The organism is Micromonospora sp. WMMB235, from assembly GCF_001855515.1.
In the GTDB taxonomy this organism is placed as follows: Bacteria; Actinomycetota; Actinomycetes; order Mycobacteriales; family Micromonosporaceae; genus Micromonospora; species Micromonospora aurantiaca.
Window position 1 is genome coordinate 4,317,747 of record NZ_MDRX01000001.1, and the last position, 17,644, is coordinate 4,335,390.

Here is a 17,644-nt window from a genome sequence, read left to right on the forward strand (position 1 = left end):
GAGCCCTCGCGACGGCTACGTCCATGGCGTGGACCGCATCTGGATCGGCTGGTAGGCCAAGGCTCGGTCAACCACCTCGGCAGCCGTCAACTCGGGGTCGCTCCAGTAGATCAGGTTGGAGACGTAGCCGCCTGGGCAGGCGAGGTCTCGCTCAAGTTGGTCCAGCCAGCCGCCCAGCTCACCATCGTCCGCGTAGTCGACACTCATGATCCGCTCGACGAGGGCGATGGCCTCGTCCCGCGTCAGCTCTGCTGCCAAGTCGGCGCACCTCACGTCCTTTGTCGACCACGCCGGTCAGCTCTCGAACGGCGATCAGCCCAAGTAGCGCTGCTTTCAATCAGCAGCCTTACCGCGCGAAGGTCCGGCACCACTACCGCGAGCCACGTCCGGTACTCGTGGCGCAACTGCGCATCAACCCCCACCAGTACGCCTGCCGGAAGCTCCGCCCAGAACTCCTGGGTGAGACGGCACGAGTCGGGCCCGAGCGGCACAACGGTGAGCACGCCGCCGCTGGAGTACCCGGAAGTCAACGTACGGGTGACGGCACGACGTCCCGGTTCGACCTCGACGACCTCGTGCATGATCCCCAGTCGACCGTCGGGGCTCCGATGCACGAACGCCTGGATCTCGCCGACTCCCTTCGGTCCGGGCAGAGTGACGCCGATCTCAATCGAGTCGTCCAGCACCACCGACGAGGCCGGATCCTCCATGAAGCCGAAGGCCGCCTCCGCGCTCGTCGGCAGGTCGACGGTGGCCGTCTCCCGTACCTGGACCGCAGTCGTCGTCACCCTGATCAACCGTAGACGCGAGCGCACGCCGCATTGTGTCAGTCGACCCGCCGACGGTGGGGGCGAGATCAGCGCTACGCGCCCTCGCTAGCGGGCTCCGCCTGGTGCGAACACTGCATAGAAGTACCGGAGGCTGTCCTCCGGACCGTTCTCCAGGCGCTTGAAGGCCTTCGCGATCGGATTGCACCAGCCCTGCCCGGCGAGCTCGACCACCATGGGCCATCCGACGACGGCCAGTTCGTCTGCCGCCGTTGCGCGCCACCGTCCACCCGCATGCCGGGTCAGCACCTCGCCGACATAGCAACCGAAGCCGAAGAGAGTCTCTGCCACCTGCCCAGCGGCGAGGCCCTCGGCCCGAAAGCCGTCGAGGATGGCGTCCACGGCCGCCAGGCTGTCCGGCGTGTAGTCCAGGTGCACACCGCTGACCTGGGCCGCTGACACCACGATGTCGCCCGCGAACCGGGCTGCGTTCTCCGGCACGGGCGCGTACTTCAGGCGCAGTTGCACGGTTCTCTCCGTTGATCAACAGATGGGGATCGCGCGATCGTACCGACGACGGCCGACAAGCAGTGGCCTCGCGCCCGGCCTCGGGCCCAGCTGTCGCATGCCCCCTCGTCAGCACAACTACGTAACACCTGGCTCGTCTTTTGCTACGCGATGGCCCGCCTCCCCAACGGGGAGGTTCTCGTTGGGCAGGCTCCGCAGATCATCAAGGCGTTCGATATCAAGAGCTGGGGGGACGTGCTTCTGCCCTGGCGGATCATCGAGCGCGGCATCCGTGGGGTCACTCTGCTTGTAGCTCGAGACGCCGACGGCGCAGGCGGCGCCCAGCAGGGCCCGCAGCCGGAGACCACGACCGGTACGGCCAACCAGGGGGAACCGCCGCAGCCACCGGCCGGACCGTGATGGCACGCTAATGACACCGGTCGTGCTGGCTGGCCACTGAATATCGAAGACCCTGACTCGGGACTCTCGTCCTGATCAGGGCCTTCGTGCTGGAGCGGGTGACGGGAATCGAACCCGCACTGTCAGCTTGGGAAGCTGATGTTCTGCCATTGAACTACACCCGCAGGCGGCACCACTCTACCTGAAGGTCACCACCCCCGTGCATCCAGGTGCCCGCGCGCCACTTCGGCGAGGTGGCGGTATCGACGGGCGGTTGACCCCGCCACCTCCCCGAGCTGGAGTGGATCAAGCGCCAACGTCGACAACGTATGGGCGTTCTCAAATGCGTCGATGGGATGTAACGTCTGCCCCACGTTTCCGAACCGGCGTGACACACCCCCTGGCACGCCGTCAGAAAGAGGTGGGCCCATGGGACTCCGTCCCAACCTGCTGACCCGGCGTACCGCCGGTGTCGCGACGTCGACCCTCGCGCTGCTGCTCAGCACCGCCGCCGTCGGCGTCGTCCCCGCTGCTTCGGCCTTCTCGGCCGCCCCGGCCGGCGTCTGCGCCGAGCCGGCCGACGCCCACGCCGACGAACACGCGAACGCGCGCGTCGCGAAGGGTGGCAACGCCAAGCTCGACCCCAACCACCTGACCGCCAAGCAGGTCCGTGACCGTGAGGCCGACCTCGCCGCCGCGCAGCGCGAGCGGGCAAGCTTCCGGACCGGCGCCGTCGCCCCGCTGGCCACCGTGACCATCCCGGTCGTCGTGCACGTCATCCAGGAGAACAGCACCCGGGCCGGCGGCAACATCACCGACTCGATGATCAACCAGCAGATCACCGTGCTGAACCAGTCGTACGCGGGCTCGACCGGCGGCGCCGCCACCGCTTTCGGGTTCCAGCTCACGAAGATCAACCGGGTGACGAACCCGTCGTGGTACCCGATCGTGCAGGGCTCCTCTGCCGAGCGCTCGATGAAGACCTCGCTGCGTGAGGGCGGCAAGAACACGCTGAACATCTACCTCGGCGAGCTGAGCAACGGCCTGCTGGGCTGGGCGACGTTCCCGAAGCGGACGCTGGACAAGATGGACGGCGTGGTCGTGCTGAACGAGTCGCTGCCCGGCGGCACCGCGACCAACTACAACCAGGGTGACACCGGCACCCACGAGGTCGGCCACTGGCTGAACCTCTACCACACCTTCCAGGGCGGCTGCTCCGGCTCGGGCGACAGCGTCTCCGACACCCCGGCCGAGGCGTCCCCGGCGTACCAGTGCCCGACCGGCCGCGACACCTGCTCGACCGCCGGCAAGGACCCGATCACCAACTTCATGGACTACACGTACGACTCCTGCATGTACCAGTTCACCGCCGGCCAGGCGAGCCGCATGCTCACCGCGTGGAACGCCTACCGCGCAGCCTGACCGTCGTACCGCGTACCGGTGCCGGCCCTGTCCTCGGACGGGGCCGGCACCGTTTTCGTCGTGGGCCGGGTCAGGCGGCCGGGCGGCGGGTGTCGAAGCCGTGCCGGCCACGCCGCCCCTCGGCGGCGAGCGGGTCACGCCGGGCGGGTTCGGCCCCGCGCGGATCGAGCCAGACCCGCACCTGGGGCGGAGCGGCGCCGGGCTGGGCCACCGGATCACGGCGGGTCAGCATCGCCGCCTCGACGGTGAACTCGAACAGCCGCCAGTCGCCCTGCGGCGACGCGCGGCCGATCCGGGCCAGGCGGGCCACCGTGGCCGGGTCGGTCACCGGCCGGGCGCGGCCTGCCACGTACGCCTCGTCGTCGCTCTCCTCCGGCGGGAACGAGTGCAGCGCGTAGCGGCCGTCGCGTTCGAGGTCGCGGCGCTTCGGCGAGTCGATGACGAAGCACCAGAGGCCGTCGGCGGTGAACACCGGGGAGACCGGGTGCACCCGGGGCCCGCCGTCGGCGCGGACCGTGGCGAGATAGCCGAAGCCCGGCCCGTACTGCTGCATCAGGAGGCGGATCTCGGCGGCGAGGCGGGGCTCGTCGGCGGCGAATTCGGACCAGGAAGCCATGTGGACACTCTATCGAACACGTGTACGAAGATGTAGTGCGACACGCAGGTCACCGGCACCTGTCGCTATGGTGTTCCGATGCTGCTCTCCGACCGCGACCTGGTCTCCGAGATCAAGGCCGGCACGCTCGCGCTGGAGCCCTTCGAGCCCACGTTGGTGCAGCCGTCGAGCATCGACGTACGCCTGGACCGGCTGTTCCGGGTCTTCAACAACCACCTCTACACGCACATCGACCCGTCGATCCAGCAGGACGACCTGACCTCGATGGTGGAGGTGCCGGAGGGGCAGCCGTTCGTGCTGCACCCGGGCGAGTTCGTGCTCGCCTCCACCCTTGAGGTGATCTCGCTGGGTGACCAGCTCGCCGGCCGGCTGGAGGGCAAGTCGAGCCTCGGGCGACTGGGGCTGCTGACCCACTCGACCGCCGGCTTCATCGACCCGGGTTTCTCCGGTCACGTCACGCTGGAGCTGTCGAACGTGGCGAACCTGCCGATCACGCTCTGGCCGGGCATGAAGATCGGCCAGCTCTGCATCTTCCGGCTCTCCTCGCCGGCCGAGCACCCGTACGGCTCGGCCGTCTACGGCTCGCGTTACCAGGGGCAGCGCGGACCGACGCCGAGCCGGTCCTGGCAGAGCTGGCGCACCTGGCCGACCCGCTGACGGCGCCCACAGTTGTTAATAGGGGCCCCCTCCTCTACCGGAGGCGTTAAGAGGGGGCCCTTCCTTACACCCGGCCGTAGCTGTTGATGTCGCCGTCGTCGACCCGCTTCATGGTGATCGGCTTGCCGGACTGGGAGGCGTGCACCACCCAGCCGTCGCCCACGTACATCGCCACGTGGTGCAGGTCGCTGTAGTAGAAGACGAGGTCACCGGCGCGCAGCTCGGCCCGGCTCACCCGCTTCGTCATGCCGTGCTGCTGGCGCGCGTTGTGCGGCAGCGAGACACCGCCCTTGGCCCAGGCCGCCATGGTCAGGCCCGAGCAGTCGAAGTGATCCGGCCCGGCCGCGCCCCACACGTAGATCTTGCCGATCTGGGCGCAGGCGAACTTGACCGCCGCTCCGGCCGCGCCACCGGGGTAACCGGCGGGGCAGGGCGCCGGGCGCAGCGGGCCGCCGCCACCGTTGCCGTACACCTTGAGCCGCAGCTTCTGCAGCCGGGCGATCTCGGCGTCGATCTGCTTCTTCTTCGCCGCGAGCTGGGCCTCGGTACGCGCCAGTCCGGCGATCATCTCGTCCAGCGGCTTCTTCTTCGCCGCCAGTTCGTCGCGCAGCGCGGCGACGGAGCGCACCTGCTCGTGCTGGCGGTGCGCGAAGCGGTCGAGCAGTTCCAGGCCGTTGACCAGGTCACCGGGTGAGCGGCTGCCCAGCAGCGCGTTGACGGTGGAGAGGTTGTCACCCTTGTAGGCGTCGGCGGCGAGTCCGCCGACCTGGCCGAGCGCGGCGTCCACCCGGGCCTGGAGGGGTGCGATCTGCCGGCCGAGCGCGTCGGCCTGCTTGCGCCGCGCGGCGAGCTGCTCGCGTACGGCGTTGACCTGTTCGATGACCGGTTCGAGTTTGTTCCAGTCGCGGTCGATCTGCGCCTCGATCTCGGCGACCGAGGGTTCGGCGTGTGCCGCCGTGGCGCCACCGGTCAGGATGACTGCGGTGCCGACGAGAGCGGCGAGGGCTGTGGTGAAGCGGGACCAGCGGGTACGCGGCACAGCCGTGGACCGGTCGACCGACCGGCTCGACGACGGCCGCGGGGCATGGAGTGCCACCGGGCGTCCGTACTCCTTCTTCCGTACCGCCTACCGGGTTAGCTGACGGATTCGGGCGGGAAGGGAGCCGCCCTACCGCATCGCTGCGGATTCACCCCAGGTACCTGGTTCCCCGGCTCGCCCGGAGGCGACTCGGCGGTGTCGGACCGTCACCGACCGGGTTGGACGGTGAGACGTGCGGCCGACGATTCACCAGAGTAGGGACCACCGTTATCGATCCGCAACTTCCAGCGCCGTGACACTCCGTACGCGATGAGGCGCCGCACCCCGGTCGGAGGTGAAATTTTCTTTCAAGGCTGATTACTCACTGGAAAGGTATTGACCCTCGCGGGTGTGCGGAGTGAGGGTGGAAACGCAGTGACCCCCATCCCTGTCCAGGAGGTTCGATGCACCTCTCCGCCCCGCCGTCGGGCAGACGGATACTGCTCGCCGCCGCAGTGGCGACCGCCACCGCGCTGGCGACGACCGGCCCGGTGACCGCCGCGCCGGACACGTCCGCGTCCGCGAGCGACCGGCAACAACAATACGCCGCCGCCGCGGCCGAGTACGGCGTACCGCAGAACGTGCTGCTCGGTGTCTCCTATCTGGAGTCCCGCTGGGACACCCACACCGGGCAGCCGAGCACCAGCGGCGGCTACGGCCCGATGCACCTGACCGACGCCGCGCACATCCTCGCCATGCCGGGCAGCGCCCACGTCGACGAGGACGAGGACCCGCGCGGCGACGACTCCCGGCCGCTGAAGCTCGATCCGGCCACCGCGGCCGCACCGAAGCGGGAGACCCCGCTGCCGCCGGCCTCGCTCCAGACGCTCGACGCCGCCGCCGCGCTCACCGGGCTCGACGCGGGCACGCTACGCACCGAGCCGGCCGCGAACATCCGCGGTGGCGCCGCGCTGCTGGCGTCGTACCAGAAGGCTCTGGGTGGGCCGGTCGGCGCCGGCACCGATCCGGCGGCCTGGTACGGCGCGGTGGCCCGGTACTCCGGCGCGGACACCTCGGACGCCGCGGCGGCCTTCGCCGACGAGGTCTACGACCAACTCGGCCAGGGCGCCAGCCGGACCACCGACGACGGCCAGCGGGTCACGCTCGCCGCCACCGCCGCGAAGCCGGACCGTTCCCGGCTGGCCCGCCTGGGCCTGCGCAACGCCGAGCGACCGGACGGGCTGGAGTGCCCGGTGCGGCTGGCCTGCGAGTGGATCCCCGCGCCGTACGAGCAGCTCAGCGACGACCCGGGCGACTACGGCAACCACGACCTGGGCGACCGGCCGAAGCAGCAGAAGATCGAGTACATCGTCATCCACGACACCGAGGGCTACTTCGGCCCGAGTGTCGACCTGGTGAAGCGGGCCGACTACCTGGGCTGGCACTACACGCTGCGCTCGGTGGACGGCTACATCGCCCAGCACATCAAGACCAAGGACGTGGGCTGGCACGCCGGCAACTGGTACGTCAACGCCAAGTCCATCGGCCTGGAGCACGAGGGCTTCGCCGGTCAGGGCACCTGGTACACCGAGGCGATGTACCGCACCTCCGCCAAGCTGGTGCGTCACCTGGCGCTGAAGCTCGGCATCCCGATGGACCGGCAGCACATCATCGGCCACGACAACGTGCCCGGCATCAACGCCGGCGCGGTGGGCGGCATGCACTGGGATCCGGGACCGTACTGGGACTGGTCGCACTACTTCGACCTGATGAAGGCGCCGTTCCGCAGCACCGGCACGCCCCGTACCGGCCTGGTCACCATCGACCCGGACTTCGCCACCAACCGGCCGGCGTTCTTCGGCTGCAACCAGCAGCCGCCGGGCGTCCCGACGCCCCGGCCGCCGGCCGAACCGTGCCCGTCGCGCGGCTCCTCGTCGGTGATCCTGCGGACCGCGCCGAGCCCGGACGCCCCGCTCGTCAACGACCTCGGGCTGCGCCCGGACGGCACGCCGGACACCATGTACATCTCCGACCACGGCGCCCGCGCCTCCGCCGGTCAGACGTACGCGCTCGCCGGCCGCCAGGGCGACTGGACGGCGATCTGGTACCTCGGCCAGAAGGCGTGGTTCCTCAACCCGGCCTCCGCGCCGACGGCCAAGTGGGCCACCGGCTTCGTCGTGACGCCGCGGCCCGGCAAGGCCACCATCCCGGTGTACGGGCGGGCCTACCCGGAGCAGGCCGCCTACCCGGACACCATCCCGTACCAGACCATCTCGCCGCTTCAGTACACGTTCGCCGCCGGCCAGCGGTACGCGGTGGGCGGGGTGCTGCCCGGCGAGTACTACCGGGCGGTCTCGTTCGACGGTTCGGCACCGGGTGACCGGACCGTGGTCCGCGGCGAGAACCGCTACGTGCAGGTCCAGTTCGGTCACCGGATCATGTTCGTGAACCTGGACGACGTGCTGATCCTGCCGTCCCCGGTCGGCGCGCCGCGCTGACCCGGCACCGCACACGGGAAGGCCCCCGGTCCGCGTGGACCGGGGGCCTTCTCGCTGCCAGGGTTCCGGATCAGGCGACCCGGACGAAGCCGGCGATCGGCATCGTGCTGATGCTCGACACCTGGACCGGTTTGCCGGTACGTGGCGCGTGCACCATCACCCCGTTGCCGAGATAGAGCCCGACGTGGTGCAGGTCGGAACCGAAGAACACCAGGTCACCGGGGCGGGCCTCGGAGCGGGAGATCCTGCGGCCCTCGTTCCACTGCGCGCCGGTGAAGTGGGTCAGCGAGATGCCCGCCGCCTTGTACGCGTACTGGGTGAGACCGGAGCAGTCGAACGAGTTCGGGCCGGTGGCGCCCCACACGTACGGGTCACCGACCTGGGCGCACGCCGTCTTGATGGCGGTCCGCGCGGCGCTGCTCACCACGCCGTCGACGGCGGGGCAGCCTGCCGGGCGGATCGAGGTCACCGGCAGCATGGCGGTCAGCCGCTTGATCTCCGAGTCGATCTGCTTCTTCTTCGCCGCGAGATCGTTCTGCTGCTTGATCTCCAGCGCGATCAGCGCGTCGAGCTTCTCCTTCTGCTTGTTGTACTCGTCGCGCACCTTGAGCACACCGGCGATCTGGCGGCGCTGGTCCTCGGCGATCCGGTCCAGCATGACCAGCTGCTCGGCCAGCGCGCCCGGCTTGGAGTTCACCAGCAGCGCACCCAGCTCCTGCGACGGGCCCTGGATGTAGTAGCGGGCCGCGATGTCGCCGACCTTGTTCATGGCGAGCGTGGAGGCCAGCTCCAGCGGCACCATCTTGTCCTTCAGCGCCTTGGACTTCTTCTGGTTGGCGCGAAGCTGCGAGCGGACCTTGTTGAACTGCTCGATGGTGGGTTCGAGCTGCTGCCACTGCTTGTCGATCTGCGCGTCGATCTCGTCCACCGACGGCGCCGCGTGCGCCGGGGCGGTCAGCATTCCGGCGCCGACCGCGGCGGCCGCGACCAGGGTGACCAGACCGTGTACCACCCGTCGGAACCCGGCCCGCCGGCCGGGTGGAGCGCTCGGGGCGTGACGTTGAGGGGGCGTGGTTGCCACCGGCACGGACTCCTTTGCAACCGACCGCCGGGCGCCTCGCGAGAGGGAAGGTCGAGGCAGACGACCCACAGCGGTCGGTGCCTCACATTAGGGAAGGCGTCCGATGGAATCAAGGCGACCCTTTGTTCAATCACGTATCCGCAATCGGTTGCACACCAAGGGTATTCAATTCATCTTCCGACGATGGCTGTCAATACGTCGTCGAGCGTCACCACACCCATCGGCCTGCGTCCGTCGCTGACCAGCACCATGTGGCGGCGTTCGCGGCGCATCGCCAGCAGCAGATCGGCGAGCGTACGGTCCGGCGGCACCACCGCCAGCGGCCGGTAGATCTCGGCCAGCACGGGCGCGCGGCGGCTCGCCCCGGCGTACCCGAGCACGTCCTTGACGTGCACGAAACCGAGCACCCGGCGGGTGGCCCGCTGCACCACCGGGAAGCGGGACCGGCCGGTACGGGTCGCCAGCACCTCCAGCGACGCCGGTGAGACGTCCTCGGCCACCGTGGTCACCGTGGACCAGGGTTGCAGCGCGTCCGCCGCGGTACGGCTGTGCAGGGCCAGCGCGCCGGTGATCCGGGCGTGCTCCTCGGCGTCCAGCAACCCCTCGGTACGCGCCTGGGACACCAGCCCGGCCAGTTCCTCGGCGGTGAACACGGTCTTCACCGCATCGGTCGCCTCCACCCGCCACCACCGCAGCACCTGCCGGGACGCCCACTTCATCGCCAGCAGCAGCGGCTTGGTGGCCAGGCAGAACGCCAGCATGGCCGGGCCGAGCCAGAGCGCCGACGGCTCCGGCCCGGCGAGCGTGATGTTCTTCGGCACCATCTCGCCGACCACCGTGTGCAGGAACACCACCACCGCGAGCGCGATGACGAACGACACCGGGTGCACCGCCGAGGCGGGCAGCCCCAGCGCGGCGAACGCCGGCTCCAGCAGGTGCGCCAGCGCCGGCTCGGCGATCGCGCCGAGGCCGAGCGAGCAGACGGTGATGCCGAGCTGCGCCCCGGCGATCATCAGCGGGATCTGGTTCATGGCCGCCAGCGCCAGCCGGGCCCGCTTCGACGTCGCCGCCAGCGGTTCGATGACCGTACGGCGGGACGCGATCAGCGCGAACTCGCTGCCCACGAAGAACGCGTTGCCGAGCAGCAACCCCACCGCGACGAGTAGTTCAGGCACCGCCGTCGGGCTCCTCGGGGCGTACCACCCGCACCTGCTCGATCCGGTGCCGGTCGACCTCCACCACAGTGAACTCGTACCCGGCCTCGTCGACCGCCTCGCCCGGCACCGGGATGTGGCCGAGCCGCGCCATGAGGAACCCGCCGAGCGTCTCGTACGGCCCGTCGGGCAGCCGGAACCCGGTCTGCTCGACCAGTTCGTCGGCGCGCAGCACGCCGTCGGTCAGGACTGTGCGCTCGCCGCCGGGCACCGTCAGCTCCACCGGCCCGAAGCCGTCCACCGCGTCCGGGTCGAACTCGTCGGCGATCTCCCCGACCAGTTCCTCGACCAGATCCTCCACCGTCACCACGCCGTCGGTGCCGCCGTACTCGTCCACCACGATCGCCAGGTCCGCCCCGGCGGCCTTGAGCGCGGCCAGCACCCCGTTCAGGTTCAGGCTCTCCGGGACGTACACCGGTTCCCGGGCCACGGCGGCGACAGTGGTGGCCGCGCGGCGGGCCAGCGGCACCCCCAGCGCGTCGGGCACCCCGGCGACGCCGGTGACCAGGTCGAGCGTCTCCTCGTAGACCGGGAACCGGGTCCGGCCGGTCCGCCGGGACGCCTCCAGCAACTCCGCCACAGTCGTGGTGGCGCGCAACGCGGTCACGTCCACCCGGGGCGTCATCGCCTCGGCGGCCCGCTTGTCGCCGAAGCGGATGGTGCGGCGCAGCAGCATCGCGGTGTCCGGCGGCAGCGCGCCGGCCCGGGCCGAGATGGCGGCGAGCAGGCCCAGCTCCTCCGGGGACCGGGCGCTCGCCAGCTCCTCCTGCGGCTCCACGCCGAGGCGGCGCACCAGCCGGTTCGCTGATTCGTTCAGCAGCCGGATCAGCCAGCCGAAGGTGCGGGAGAAGGCCCGCATCGGCGCGGCGGTGGCGAGCGCCGCGGGCATCGGGCGGGCCAGCGCCAGGTTCTTCGGCACCAGCTCGCCGAACAGCATCGAGATGAGCGTGGCCAGCGCCAGCGCGAGCAGGCCGGAGAAGCGTTCCGCGCCGCCGAGCGAGTGCAGCAGCGGCGCGAAGAGCCGGGCCAGGGCGGGCTCGGCCAGGTAGCCGGTGAGCAACGCGGTGAGCGTGATGCCGAGCTGCGCGCCGGAGAGCTGGAAGGACAGCTCACGCAGCGCGCGGCGTACCGTGGCGGCCCGGCCGTCGCCCTCGTCGGCCCGCCTGTCGATCTCCGCCCGGTCGACGGTGACCAGGGCGAACTCGGCCGCGACGAAGAAGGCGTTGCCGGCGGTCAGCAGCACGAAACCGACCAGGGGCAACAGCGTCAGAAGCAGAAGGCCGTCGATGCGCGTGATTGTGGCACGCGCGCGCCGATGGCGGACCCCCCGTAGCGTGGTGCGCATGGACGGTCTGCTGCTCACCGACGAACTGGTCCTGCTCGCGTACGACGACGGCGGCACGAACCGGCTCGGCAGTCCGCACCTCGGCTACGGCCTCGCCGGGGCGGTGCTGCTGGAACTGGCCCTGGCCGGCCGGGTGGAGGTGGCGGACAAGCGGCTCGTCGTCACCGACCCCACCCCGACCGGCGTGCCGCTGCTCGACGAGGCGCTGACGACTGTCGGATCGGGCCGCCCCCGCAAGCCGAAGGACTGGATCGGCAAACTCGCCAAGGGCCTGCCGGAGCGGGTGCTCGGCGGGCTCGTCGACGCCGGGGTCCTGCGCCGGGAGTCCGACCGGGTGCTGCTGGTCTTCCCGCGTACCCGCTATCCCTCGCCGACCGGCGCGGAGCCGGCGGTGGAGACGGCGGCCCGAGAGCGGATGGCTGCGGCGCTCACCGGCGACGGCCCGGTCGACGCCCGGACCGCCGCGCTGCTCACGCTGACCCGCGCGGTCGGCCTGGACCGCAAGATCTTCCGCGAGCTGCCAAAGGAGCGGGTCAAGGCGCGCATCGACGAGATCGCCGCCGGTGACTGGGCATCGGCCGCCGTCAAGAAGGCGATCGAGGAGATGCAGGCCGCGCTTATGGTCGCGATGACGGCCGGGACGAGCGCCGCCATCATGACCACCACGACCAGCTGAAGGCGACGGCGGCGGCACCGCTCGGGTGCCGCCGCCGTCGTGGTCCGGCTTCCTGCCGGGGTACGCCTCAGCTCGCGGTCGGCGCGACCTCCGGCTCACCGGCCGGGGCCTCCGGCTTGACCGAGCGCAGCAGCACGCTCGCCACGTCGACCACCTCGACCTGCTCGCCCGCGCCCTTGCCGTTCACGCCGTCGTTGAGCATCGTCGAGCAGAACGGGCAGCCGACCGCGATGGTCTTCGCCCCGGTGGACATGGCCTCCTCGACCCGGTCCACGTTGATCCGCTTACCGATCTTCTCCTCCATCCACATCCGGGCGCCGCCGGCGCCGCAGCAGAAGGAGCGCTCGCTGTTACGCGGCATCTCGGTCAGCTCGCCCTGGATCGAGTCGCCGAGCACCTCGCGCGGGGCGGCGAAGATCCGGTTGTGGCGGCCCAGGTAGCACGGGTCGTGGTAGGTCACGCCGCCGTCGACCGGCTGCACCGGGGTGAGCTTGCCGGCGCTGACCAGGTGGGCCAGCAGCTGGGTGTGGTGCACCACCTCGAACTCGCCGCCGAGCTGGCCGTACTCGTTGCCCAGGGTGTTGAAGCAGTGCGGGCAGGTGGCGACGATCTTGCGCTTGCTCTTCTCCCGGCCCTCGAACGCCTCGTTCAGCGTCTCGACGTTCTGCTGGGCCAGCATCTGGAAGACGAACTCGTTGCCGATGCGGCGCGCCGGGTCGCCGGAGCAGGTCTCGCCCTCGCCGAGGATGGCGAACTTGACGCCCGCCTCGTTCAGCAGCGTGGCGACCGCGCGGGTGGTCTTCTTGGCCCGGTCCTCGAACGCGCCGGCGCAGCCGACCCAGAAGAGGTACTCGAAGTCGTCGACCTCGCCGACGCGCGGCACCTCGAACCCGAGGCCCTTGGTCCAGTCCTCGCGGGTGTTCTGCGGGGCGCCCCACGGGTTGCCCTTGTTCTCCAGGTTGCGGAGCATGACGCCGGCCTCGGACGGGAAGCTCGACTCGATCAGCACCTGGTAGCGGCGCATGTCGACGATGTGGTCCACGTGCTCGATGTCGACCGGGCACTGCTCGACGCAGGCGCCGCAGGTGGTGCAGGACCAGAGTACGTCCGGGTCGATGACACCGCCCTCTTCGGCGGTGCCGATCAGCGGCCGGTCCGCCTCGGCCATGGCCAGCACGTCCACGCCGGCCAGCTGCTCCTGCGTGGCCTTCTCCTCGCCGGTGAGGTCCTTGCCGCCACCGGCCAGCAGGTACGGCGCCTTGGCGTACGCGTGGTCACGCAGGCTCAGCACCAGCAGCTTCGGCGACAGCGGCTTGCCGGTGTTCCAGGCGGGGCACTGCGACTGGCAGCGACCGCACTCGGTGCAGGTGCTGAAGTCGAGCAGGCCCTTCCAGGTGAACTGCTCGACCTGGGCGACACCGAACTGGTCCTTCTCCGGGTCGGCCTCCTCGAAGTCCAGCGGCTTGCCCTCGCTGGTCATCGGGCGCAGCGGGCCCAGGCCGGAACCGGCCGGCTTCTCCGGGTCGCGCTTGAAGAAGATGTTCGGGAAGGCCAGGAAGCGGTGCCAGGCCACGCCCATGGTGACGTTCAGCGAGATCACGATGAGCCAGGTCATCGAAATGGCGATCTTGATGAGCGCGGCGACGCTGACGCCCGCCTCCCAGTCCGGGAGGACCGAGCCGACCGCGTGGCTGAGCGGGGCGGCCCAGACCGGGTACTCGAAGTGGTCGGTGGCGACCTTGAAGCCCCGGATCACGAACCCGAAGATCAGGACCAACAGGACGACCCACTCGACGAAGTAGCCCTGCCACATGGTCGAGCCGGTGAACCGGGAGCGGTTCTCCGCGCGGCCGGGCCGGTTGCGCAGCCGGATCGCCATCAGCACCAGGATGCCGACCAGGCCGAGGATGCCGATCCACTCGGTGACCAGACCGAAGATCGTCCAGTGCCCGATGATCGGCAGCCCACCGCCGGTGGAGACGACCTCGAAGTAGGCCTCCAGCACCAGCAGCGACAGCACGATGAAGCCGACCATCACGAACCAGTGGGCGGCGCCGACCACGCTCCACTTGAGCATGCGGGTGTGACCGGCGGTCTCCACCAGCATCTTCTTCGTACGCGCGCCCTTGTCGCCGAACCGCTCCGGCGCGGGCTGGCCGAGCCGGATGACGGCGGTCATCTTCATGACCGCGCGCACCGCAAGCCACACCGCCACCGCGGTGATGGCGGCCGCGAGGATCGTGGTGACGATCTGGACGCTGCCCATCGAGTTGGCCTCCCGGTCTGCTGCTTTGTCCGTGCAGCCTACGCGCAAGGTTACCCAGCAGTAACGTGAGTCTTCTCGCACCAGGCCACGCCGCCCTGCGCACACCTTAGGTGGACCGGCGCCGAAGCGCCGGGCAGGGGCGGCGTGGCGTGACCTACGCCGGGGTGGGGCAGCGCCGGATCAGCGCCAGCGGGAGAGCAGGATCAGCGACGAGACCATCGCGCCGAAGCCCACGGCGAGGTTCCAGTAACCCCAGCTGGCGACCGGGTACGCCTGCTCGGACAGGTAGTAGAGCACCAGCCAGCCGATGCCCGCCACGATCAGCGTGACCGCCGTGACCGGCAGCCAGATCGGGCTAGGCTTGCGCGTCGACGCCGTCGCCGTCGGACGTACGTCCGTCGGCGGGGTGTACACCTTCTTCTTGCGGACCTGAGACTTGGGCACGACGCTCTCCAGAGGGGGGTACGACCTCGTCCGGCCTGACAACCGGGCGCGAGGGCGACGGTCCATGGCCAATAATGTTCGACAGCTAGCGTAGTCCGGACGGACCGTCCAGGCCACGAATGGGGCCAGGCCGGTGCACTCAGTAACCGGAAAGAGCGGACTTTCCGGGTCGAGCAGGTCGGCTCGCACCGGCGCGGGCCGGAACGAGACGACGGGAAAGGGAACGCCCGGTGGAGTACACGTCCGGCGCCGCCTCCTGGCAGAAGGTCCTCCGCCGCGCGGCAGCCGCCCTGCTGCCCCGGCGCGCACGCCAGCGCCGCCCCGGCTGGTCCGTCGGCGTACCCCTGATCGCCGCCGCGGCCGGTCTGCTGTTCACCACCACCGCCACCACCGCGGGCGGCACCTCCCTGCGTGAGGACCGCCGGCCTCAGCTGACCCAGCTGATCGAGGACCGCCGCGAGGAGGTCGCCGCCAGCGAGGCGAAGGCCGCCCGACTCCGGGCCGAGGTGGAGGAGCAGACCGAAGCGCTCGCCGGCGCCGACGGGCCGATCAAGACCGAGCGGGACCGGGCCGCCGCCAGCCGGCAGGGCGCCGGGTTCACAGCGCTCACCGGCAGCGGCGTGACTGTCGAGCTGAACGACGCCGACCGCCGGCCCGACCAGCCGCTGCCGAAGGGCGCCAGCAACGACGACCTGGTGGTGCACCAGGGCGACGTCCAGGCGGTCGTCAACGCGCTCTGGGCCGGCGGCGCGGAGGCCATGTCAATCATGAACGTCCGCGTGCTGAGCACCAGCGCGGTACGCTGCGTCGGTAACACCCTGCTGCTGCACGGCCGGGTGTACTCCCCTCCTTTCAAGATCGTGGCAATCGGCGATCCCGCGGAACTCCAGCGGGCGCTCGCCGCCTCTGAGGGAGTGCGGGTGTTCAAGGAAGTGGCCGACCACTACCAACTCGGGTACGTCGAGCGCGTCTCCACCGTCACCGTGCCGGCGTTCGAGGACTCCACCGCGTTGCAATCGGCGACGGTGCCCCGGTGACCGGCGGCGACCCCCGGGAACGCACCGGCCACGACCGCCAGGAGGAGCCGACAGCGTTCCTCCCCCGGGTCGAGCGTCCGGCCCCGGCGTCGCCACAGCCGCTCCACCTGCCCTGGCCCGACGCCGGTCCGGCCCACACCGCCCCGGCCCGACGCGACCCGGACACCCGCCAGCCCGCGCCGTCACGGACCGGCCAACCGCCGTCCGCCCCGCCACGGACCGCCCCGCCGGTCGCTCCGCCGCCGCCGTGGCCGGGCAGTCAGGCGCATCAACCGGCGAGCGCCTCCCGCCCCGAGGCCGACCCCCGGTTCCGCCCCCCGGCGAGCGAGCTTCCCCCCAGGGGTACGCCCCACCCGGCCGGCCCGGCGCACCAGGGCGCCGGACACCACGGCCCTACGCAGAACGGCCCCGCGCCCCACGGGCCTGCGCAGAACGGCCCCGCGCCCCACGGAGCGGCGCCCCGGGGTGGTCCCGCTCCCGGGATGCGCCCGGCCGCACCCGGCGACGTCGCACACCGGCCGGGCGAGCGCCAGTCGCGACCGGAGGGGTACGGACCGGCGGGGCAGCAATACGCCGTCCGCCATTCCACAGGTGGGGCGATCCCGCCCGAGCGTGGTGGCCGCGGTGGACAGCCACCGCAGAACGGCACCCGCCCGTGGGAGGCCGGCGGACGCCCGCCGGAGGACGGTCGCCGACCGGCGGGGGGTGAGGGACGGCCGCCCGGCGTACCCCCTCTCGGCGGGCCGGCCGGCGCGGACCGGAACCCTCCGGCCGACCCCGGAGCGACGACGGTGCTGCCCGCCGTCACCCGCCCACCCGCGGACCCCCACCTGGACGCCACCGGGCTGATGGGCGCGGTGCCCCCGGTGCCTGACACCGGCGACGGCGGCGGTGGTGGCGCCGAACCGCCCGCCGAGCCGCCCCGCCCTCGGCGCGGCGAGCGGGTGGTGCAACTGCGGCCCGAGCAGACCGGCGACGGGTACCGCAGCGTCTACTCCGAGCTGACCCGCCCCACCGTCGGCTCCCGGCTGCGCACCGTCGTGCGGGGCACCGGCGAGCTGCTGATCACCTTCGGGCTGGTGGTGCTTCTCTTCGCCGGGTACGAGATCTGGGGCAAGGCGGTCATCGTCGAGGCCCACCAGAGCGACCTGAACAGCCAGCTCGCCCAGGAGTGGGACGCGGCGGCGGACCCGACCGTCGGCCCGACCACCGGGCCGACGGTGAAGCCGAAGCCACCGGCGGAGGGCAGGCCGGTCGCCGGCCTCTACATCCCCAAGTTCGACAAGCACTGGGTGGTGGTCGAGGGGGTCAGCCCGGAGGACATCCGGTACGCGCCGGGCCGCTACCCGGACAGTGCCATGCCCGGCGAGGTGGGCAACTTCTCCGTCGCCGGCCACCGGATCCGCTCCACGTTCTGGCGGCTGGACGAGATGAAGGCCGGCGACGCGATAGTGGTCGAGACCAAGACGGAGTGGCTCGTCTACCGGGTATACCAGCAGCGGATCGTCAAGCCGTCCCAGGTGGAGGTGGTCGCGCCGGTGCCCGGCAAGCCGGGTCAGAAGCCCACCGAGAAGCTGCTGACGCTCACCACCTGCAACCCGAAGTTCGACAACTACCAGCGGTTGATCATCCACGCCCGGCTCGACCACACGCAGGCCAAGTCGGCGGGCCGCCCGGCCGAGTTGGAGGCGTGAGCC

16 protein-coding genes, 1 tRNA gene and 1 riboswitch are annotated in these 17,644 nt (G+C 71.0%); of the genes, 6 read left to right on the forward strand and 11 right to left on the reverse strand.

From position 1 onward, the window contains the following. Nucleotides 1-15: 15 nt before the first annotated feature. From BFV98_RS18905 to BFV98_RS18925, 4 genes are all read right to left on the reverse strand, one after another. On the reverse strand, nucleotides 16-258 hold the full coding sequence (locus tag BFV98_RS18905) for a hypothetical protein (protein ID WP_030269667.1): 243 nt from the start codon (nucleotides 256-258) through the stop codon (nucleotides 16-18). A gap of 11 nt (nucleotides 259-269) precedes the next feature. After that, on the reverse strand, nucleotides 270-788 hold the full coding sequence (locus BFV98_RS18910) for a hypothetical protein (protein WP_071097270.1): 519 nt from the start codon (nucleotides 786-788) through the stop codon (nucleotides 270-272). 87 nt (nucleotides 789-875) lie between these two features. Beyond that, nucleotides 876-1,295 carry a hypothetical protein gene (locus BFV98_RS18915; RefSeq protein WP_030269662.1) on the reverse strand — a complete coding sequence of 140 codons (420 nt, stop codon included), beginning with the start codon at nucleotides 1,293-1,295 and terminating at the stop codon, nucleotides 876-878. Between the two features lie 489 nt (nucleotides 1,296-1,784). After that, nucleotides 1,785-1,858: transfer RNA gene (locus tag BFV98_RS18925), tRNA-Gly, on the reverse strand. Between the two features lie 244 nt (nucleotides 1,859-2,102). Here BFV98_RS18925 and BFV98_RS18930 point away from each other — a divergent pair. Further along, nucleotides 2,103-3,095 (forward strand): zinc metalloprotease, encoded by a 993-nt coding sequence (locus tag BFV98_RS18930; protein WP_013283326.1) that lies wholly within the window; start codon nucleotides 2,103-2,105, stop codon nucleotides 3,093-3,095. Between the two features lie 70 nt (nucleotides 3,096-3,165). Here BFV98_RS18930 and BFV98_RS18935 read toward each other — a convergent pair whose 3' ends face one another. Then, nucleotides 3,166-3,711: a pyridoxamine 5'-phosphate oxidase family protein gene (locus BFV98_RS18935; protein ID WP_071097274.1), complete on the reverse strand. Its 546-nt coding sequence runs from the start codon at nucleotides 3,709-3,711 to the stop codon at nucleotides 3,166-3,168. Nucleotides 3,712-3,789: 78 nt separating this feature from the next. On the opposite strand from BFV98_RS18935, the gene dcd reads away from it, so the two are divergent. Then, a complete protein-coding gene (gene dcd, locus BFV98_RS18940; protein ID WP_013283324.1) occupies nucleotides 3,790-4,368 on the forward strand; it encodes a dCTP deaminase in 579 nt (192 codons plus the stop codon). A gap of 64 nt (nucleotides 4,369-4,432) precedes the next feature. On the opposite strand, the gene BFV98_RS18945 is transcribed toward dcd, so the two are convergent. Beyond that, nucleotides 4,433-5,464, reverse strand: coding sequence for an NlpC/P60 family protein (locus tag BFV98_RS18945; protein ID WP_030269659.1), 1,032 nt, complete (start codon nucleotides 5,462-5,464; stop codon nucleotides 4,433-4,435). A 13-nt stretch (nucleotides 5,465-5,477) separates the two neighbouring features. Further along, a riboswitch (cyclic di-AMP (ydaO/yuaA leader) is annotated at nucleotides 5,478-5,612 on the reverse strand. A 238-nt stretch (nucleotides 5,613-5,850) separates the two neighbouring features. Here BFV98_RS18945 and BFV98_RS18950 point away from each other — a divergent pair. Continuing rightward, a complete protein-coding gene (locus tag BFV98_RS18950; protein WP_071097275.1) occupies nucleotides 5,851-7,884 on the forward strand; it encodes an N-acetylmuramoyl-L-alanine amidase in 2,034 nt (677 codons plus the stop codon). A gap of 70 nt (nucleotides 7,885-7,954) precedes the next feature. On the opposite strand, the gene BFV98_RS18955 is transcribed toward BFV98_RS18950, so the two are convergent. The 3 genes from BFV98_RS18955 to BFV98_RS18965 form a co-directional block, all read right to left on the reverse strand. Next, complete coding sequence (locus tag BFV98_RS18955; RefSeq protein ID WP_013283321.1) at nucleotides 7,955-8,965, reverse strand: C40 family peptidase; 1,011 nt, start codon at nucleotides 8,963-8,965, stop codon at nucleotides 7,955-7,957. Between the two features lie 170 nt (nucleotides 8,966-9,135). Further along, complete coding sequence (locus BFV98_RS18960) at nucleotides 9,136-10,140, reverse strand: hemolysin family protein (protein WP_071097277.1); 1,005 nt, start codon at nucleotides 10,138-10,140, stop codon at nucleotides 9,136-9,138. After that, a complete protein-coding gene (locus BFV98_RS18965) occupies nucleotides 10,133-11,440 on the reverse strand; it encodes a hemolysin family protein (protein ID WP_013283319.1) in 1,308 nt (435 codons plus the stop codon). The genes BFV98_RS18960 and BFV98_RS18965 overlap by 8 nt, the downstream gene beginning before the upstream one ends. Nucleotides 11,441-11,522: 82 nt before the next feature. On the opposite strand from BFV98_RS18965, the gene BFV98_RS18970 reads away from it, so the two are divergent. Beyond that, entirely contained in the window at nucleotides 11,523-12,200 is a 678-nt protein-coding gene (locus BFV98_RS18970; RefSeq protein ID WP_244879707.1) for a GPP34 family phosphoprotein, read from the forward strand. 67 nt (nucleotides 12,201-12,267) lie between these two features. Here BFV98_RS18970 and BFV98_RS18975 read toward each other — a convergent pair whose 3' ends face one another. Together BFV98_RS18975 and BFV98_RS18980 are read right to left on the reverse strand one after the other, a co-directional pair. Next, nucleotides 12,268-14,466: a (Fe-S)-binding protein gene (locus BFV98_RS18975; protein WP_013283317.1), complete on the reverse strand. Its 2,199-nt coding sequence runs from the start codon at nucleotides 14,464-14,466 to the stop codon at nucleotides 12,268-12,270. Nucleotides 14,467-14,646: 180 nt separating this feature from the next. After that, a complete protein-coding gene (locus BFV98_RS18980; RefSeq protein WP_013283316.1) occupies nucleotides 14,647-14,910 on the reverse strand; it encodes a cell division protein CrgA in 264 nt (87 codons plus the stop codon). Nucleotides 14,911-15,140: 230 nt separating this feature from the next. On the opposite strand from BFV98_RS18980, the gene BFV98_RS18985 reads away from it, so the two are divergent. Both BFV98_RS18985 and BFV98_RS33090 read left to right on the forward strand, forming a co-directional pair. Further along, entirely contained in the window at nucleotides 15,141-15,947 is an 807-nt protein-coding gene (locus BFV98_RS18985) for a DUF881 domain-containing protein (RefSeq protein WP_013283315.1), read from the forward strand. A gap of 791 nt (nucleotides 15,948-16,738) precedes the next feature. Beyond that, on the forward strand, nucleotides 16,739-17,641 hold the full coding sequence (locus BFV98_RS33090) for a class E sortase (RefSeq protein WP_071097279.1): 903 nt from the start codon (nucleotides 16,739-16,741) through the stop codon (nucleotides 17,639-17,641). The last annotated feature ends 3 nt before the right edge of the window (nucleotides 17,642-17,644 follow it).

Coding starts and splice junctions, on each gene's coding strand:
- BFV98_RS18930 (WP_013283326.1), top strand. CDS start 2,103: ATGGGACTCCGTCCCAACCTGCTGACCCGGCGTACCGCCGGTGTCGCG.
- BFV98_RS18935 (WP_071097274.1), bottom strand. CDS start 3,711: ATGGCTTCCTGGTCCGAATTCGCCGCCGACGAGCCCCGCCTCGCCGCC.
- dcd (WP_013283324.1), top strand. CDS start 3,790: ATGCTGCTCTCCGACCGCGACCTGGTCTCCGAGATCAAGGCCGGCACG.
- BFV98_RS18950 (WP_071097275.1), top strand. CDS start 5,851: ATGCACCTCTCCGCCCCGCCGTCGGGCAGACGGATACTGCTCGCCGCC.
- BFV98_RS18970 (WP_244879707.1), top strand. CDS start 11,523: ATGGACGGTCTGCTGCTCACCGACGAACTGGTCCTGCTCGCGTACGAC.
- BFV98_RS18975 (WP_013283317.1), bottom strand. CDS start 14,466: ATGGGCAGCGTCCAGATCGTCACCACGATCCTCGCGGCCGCCATCACC.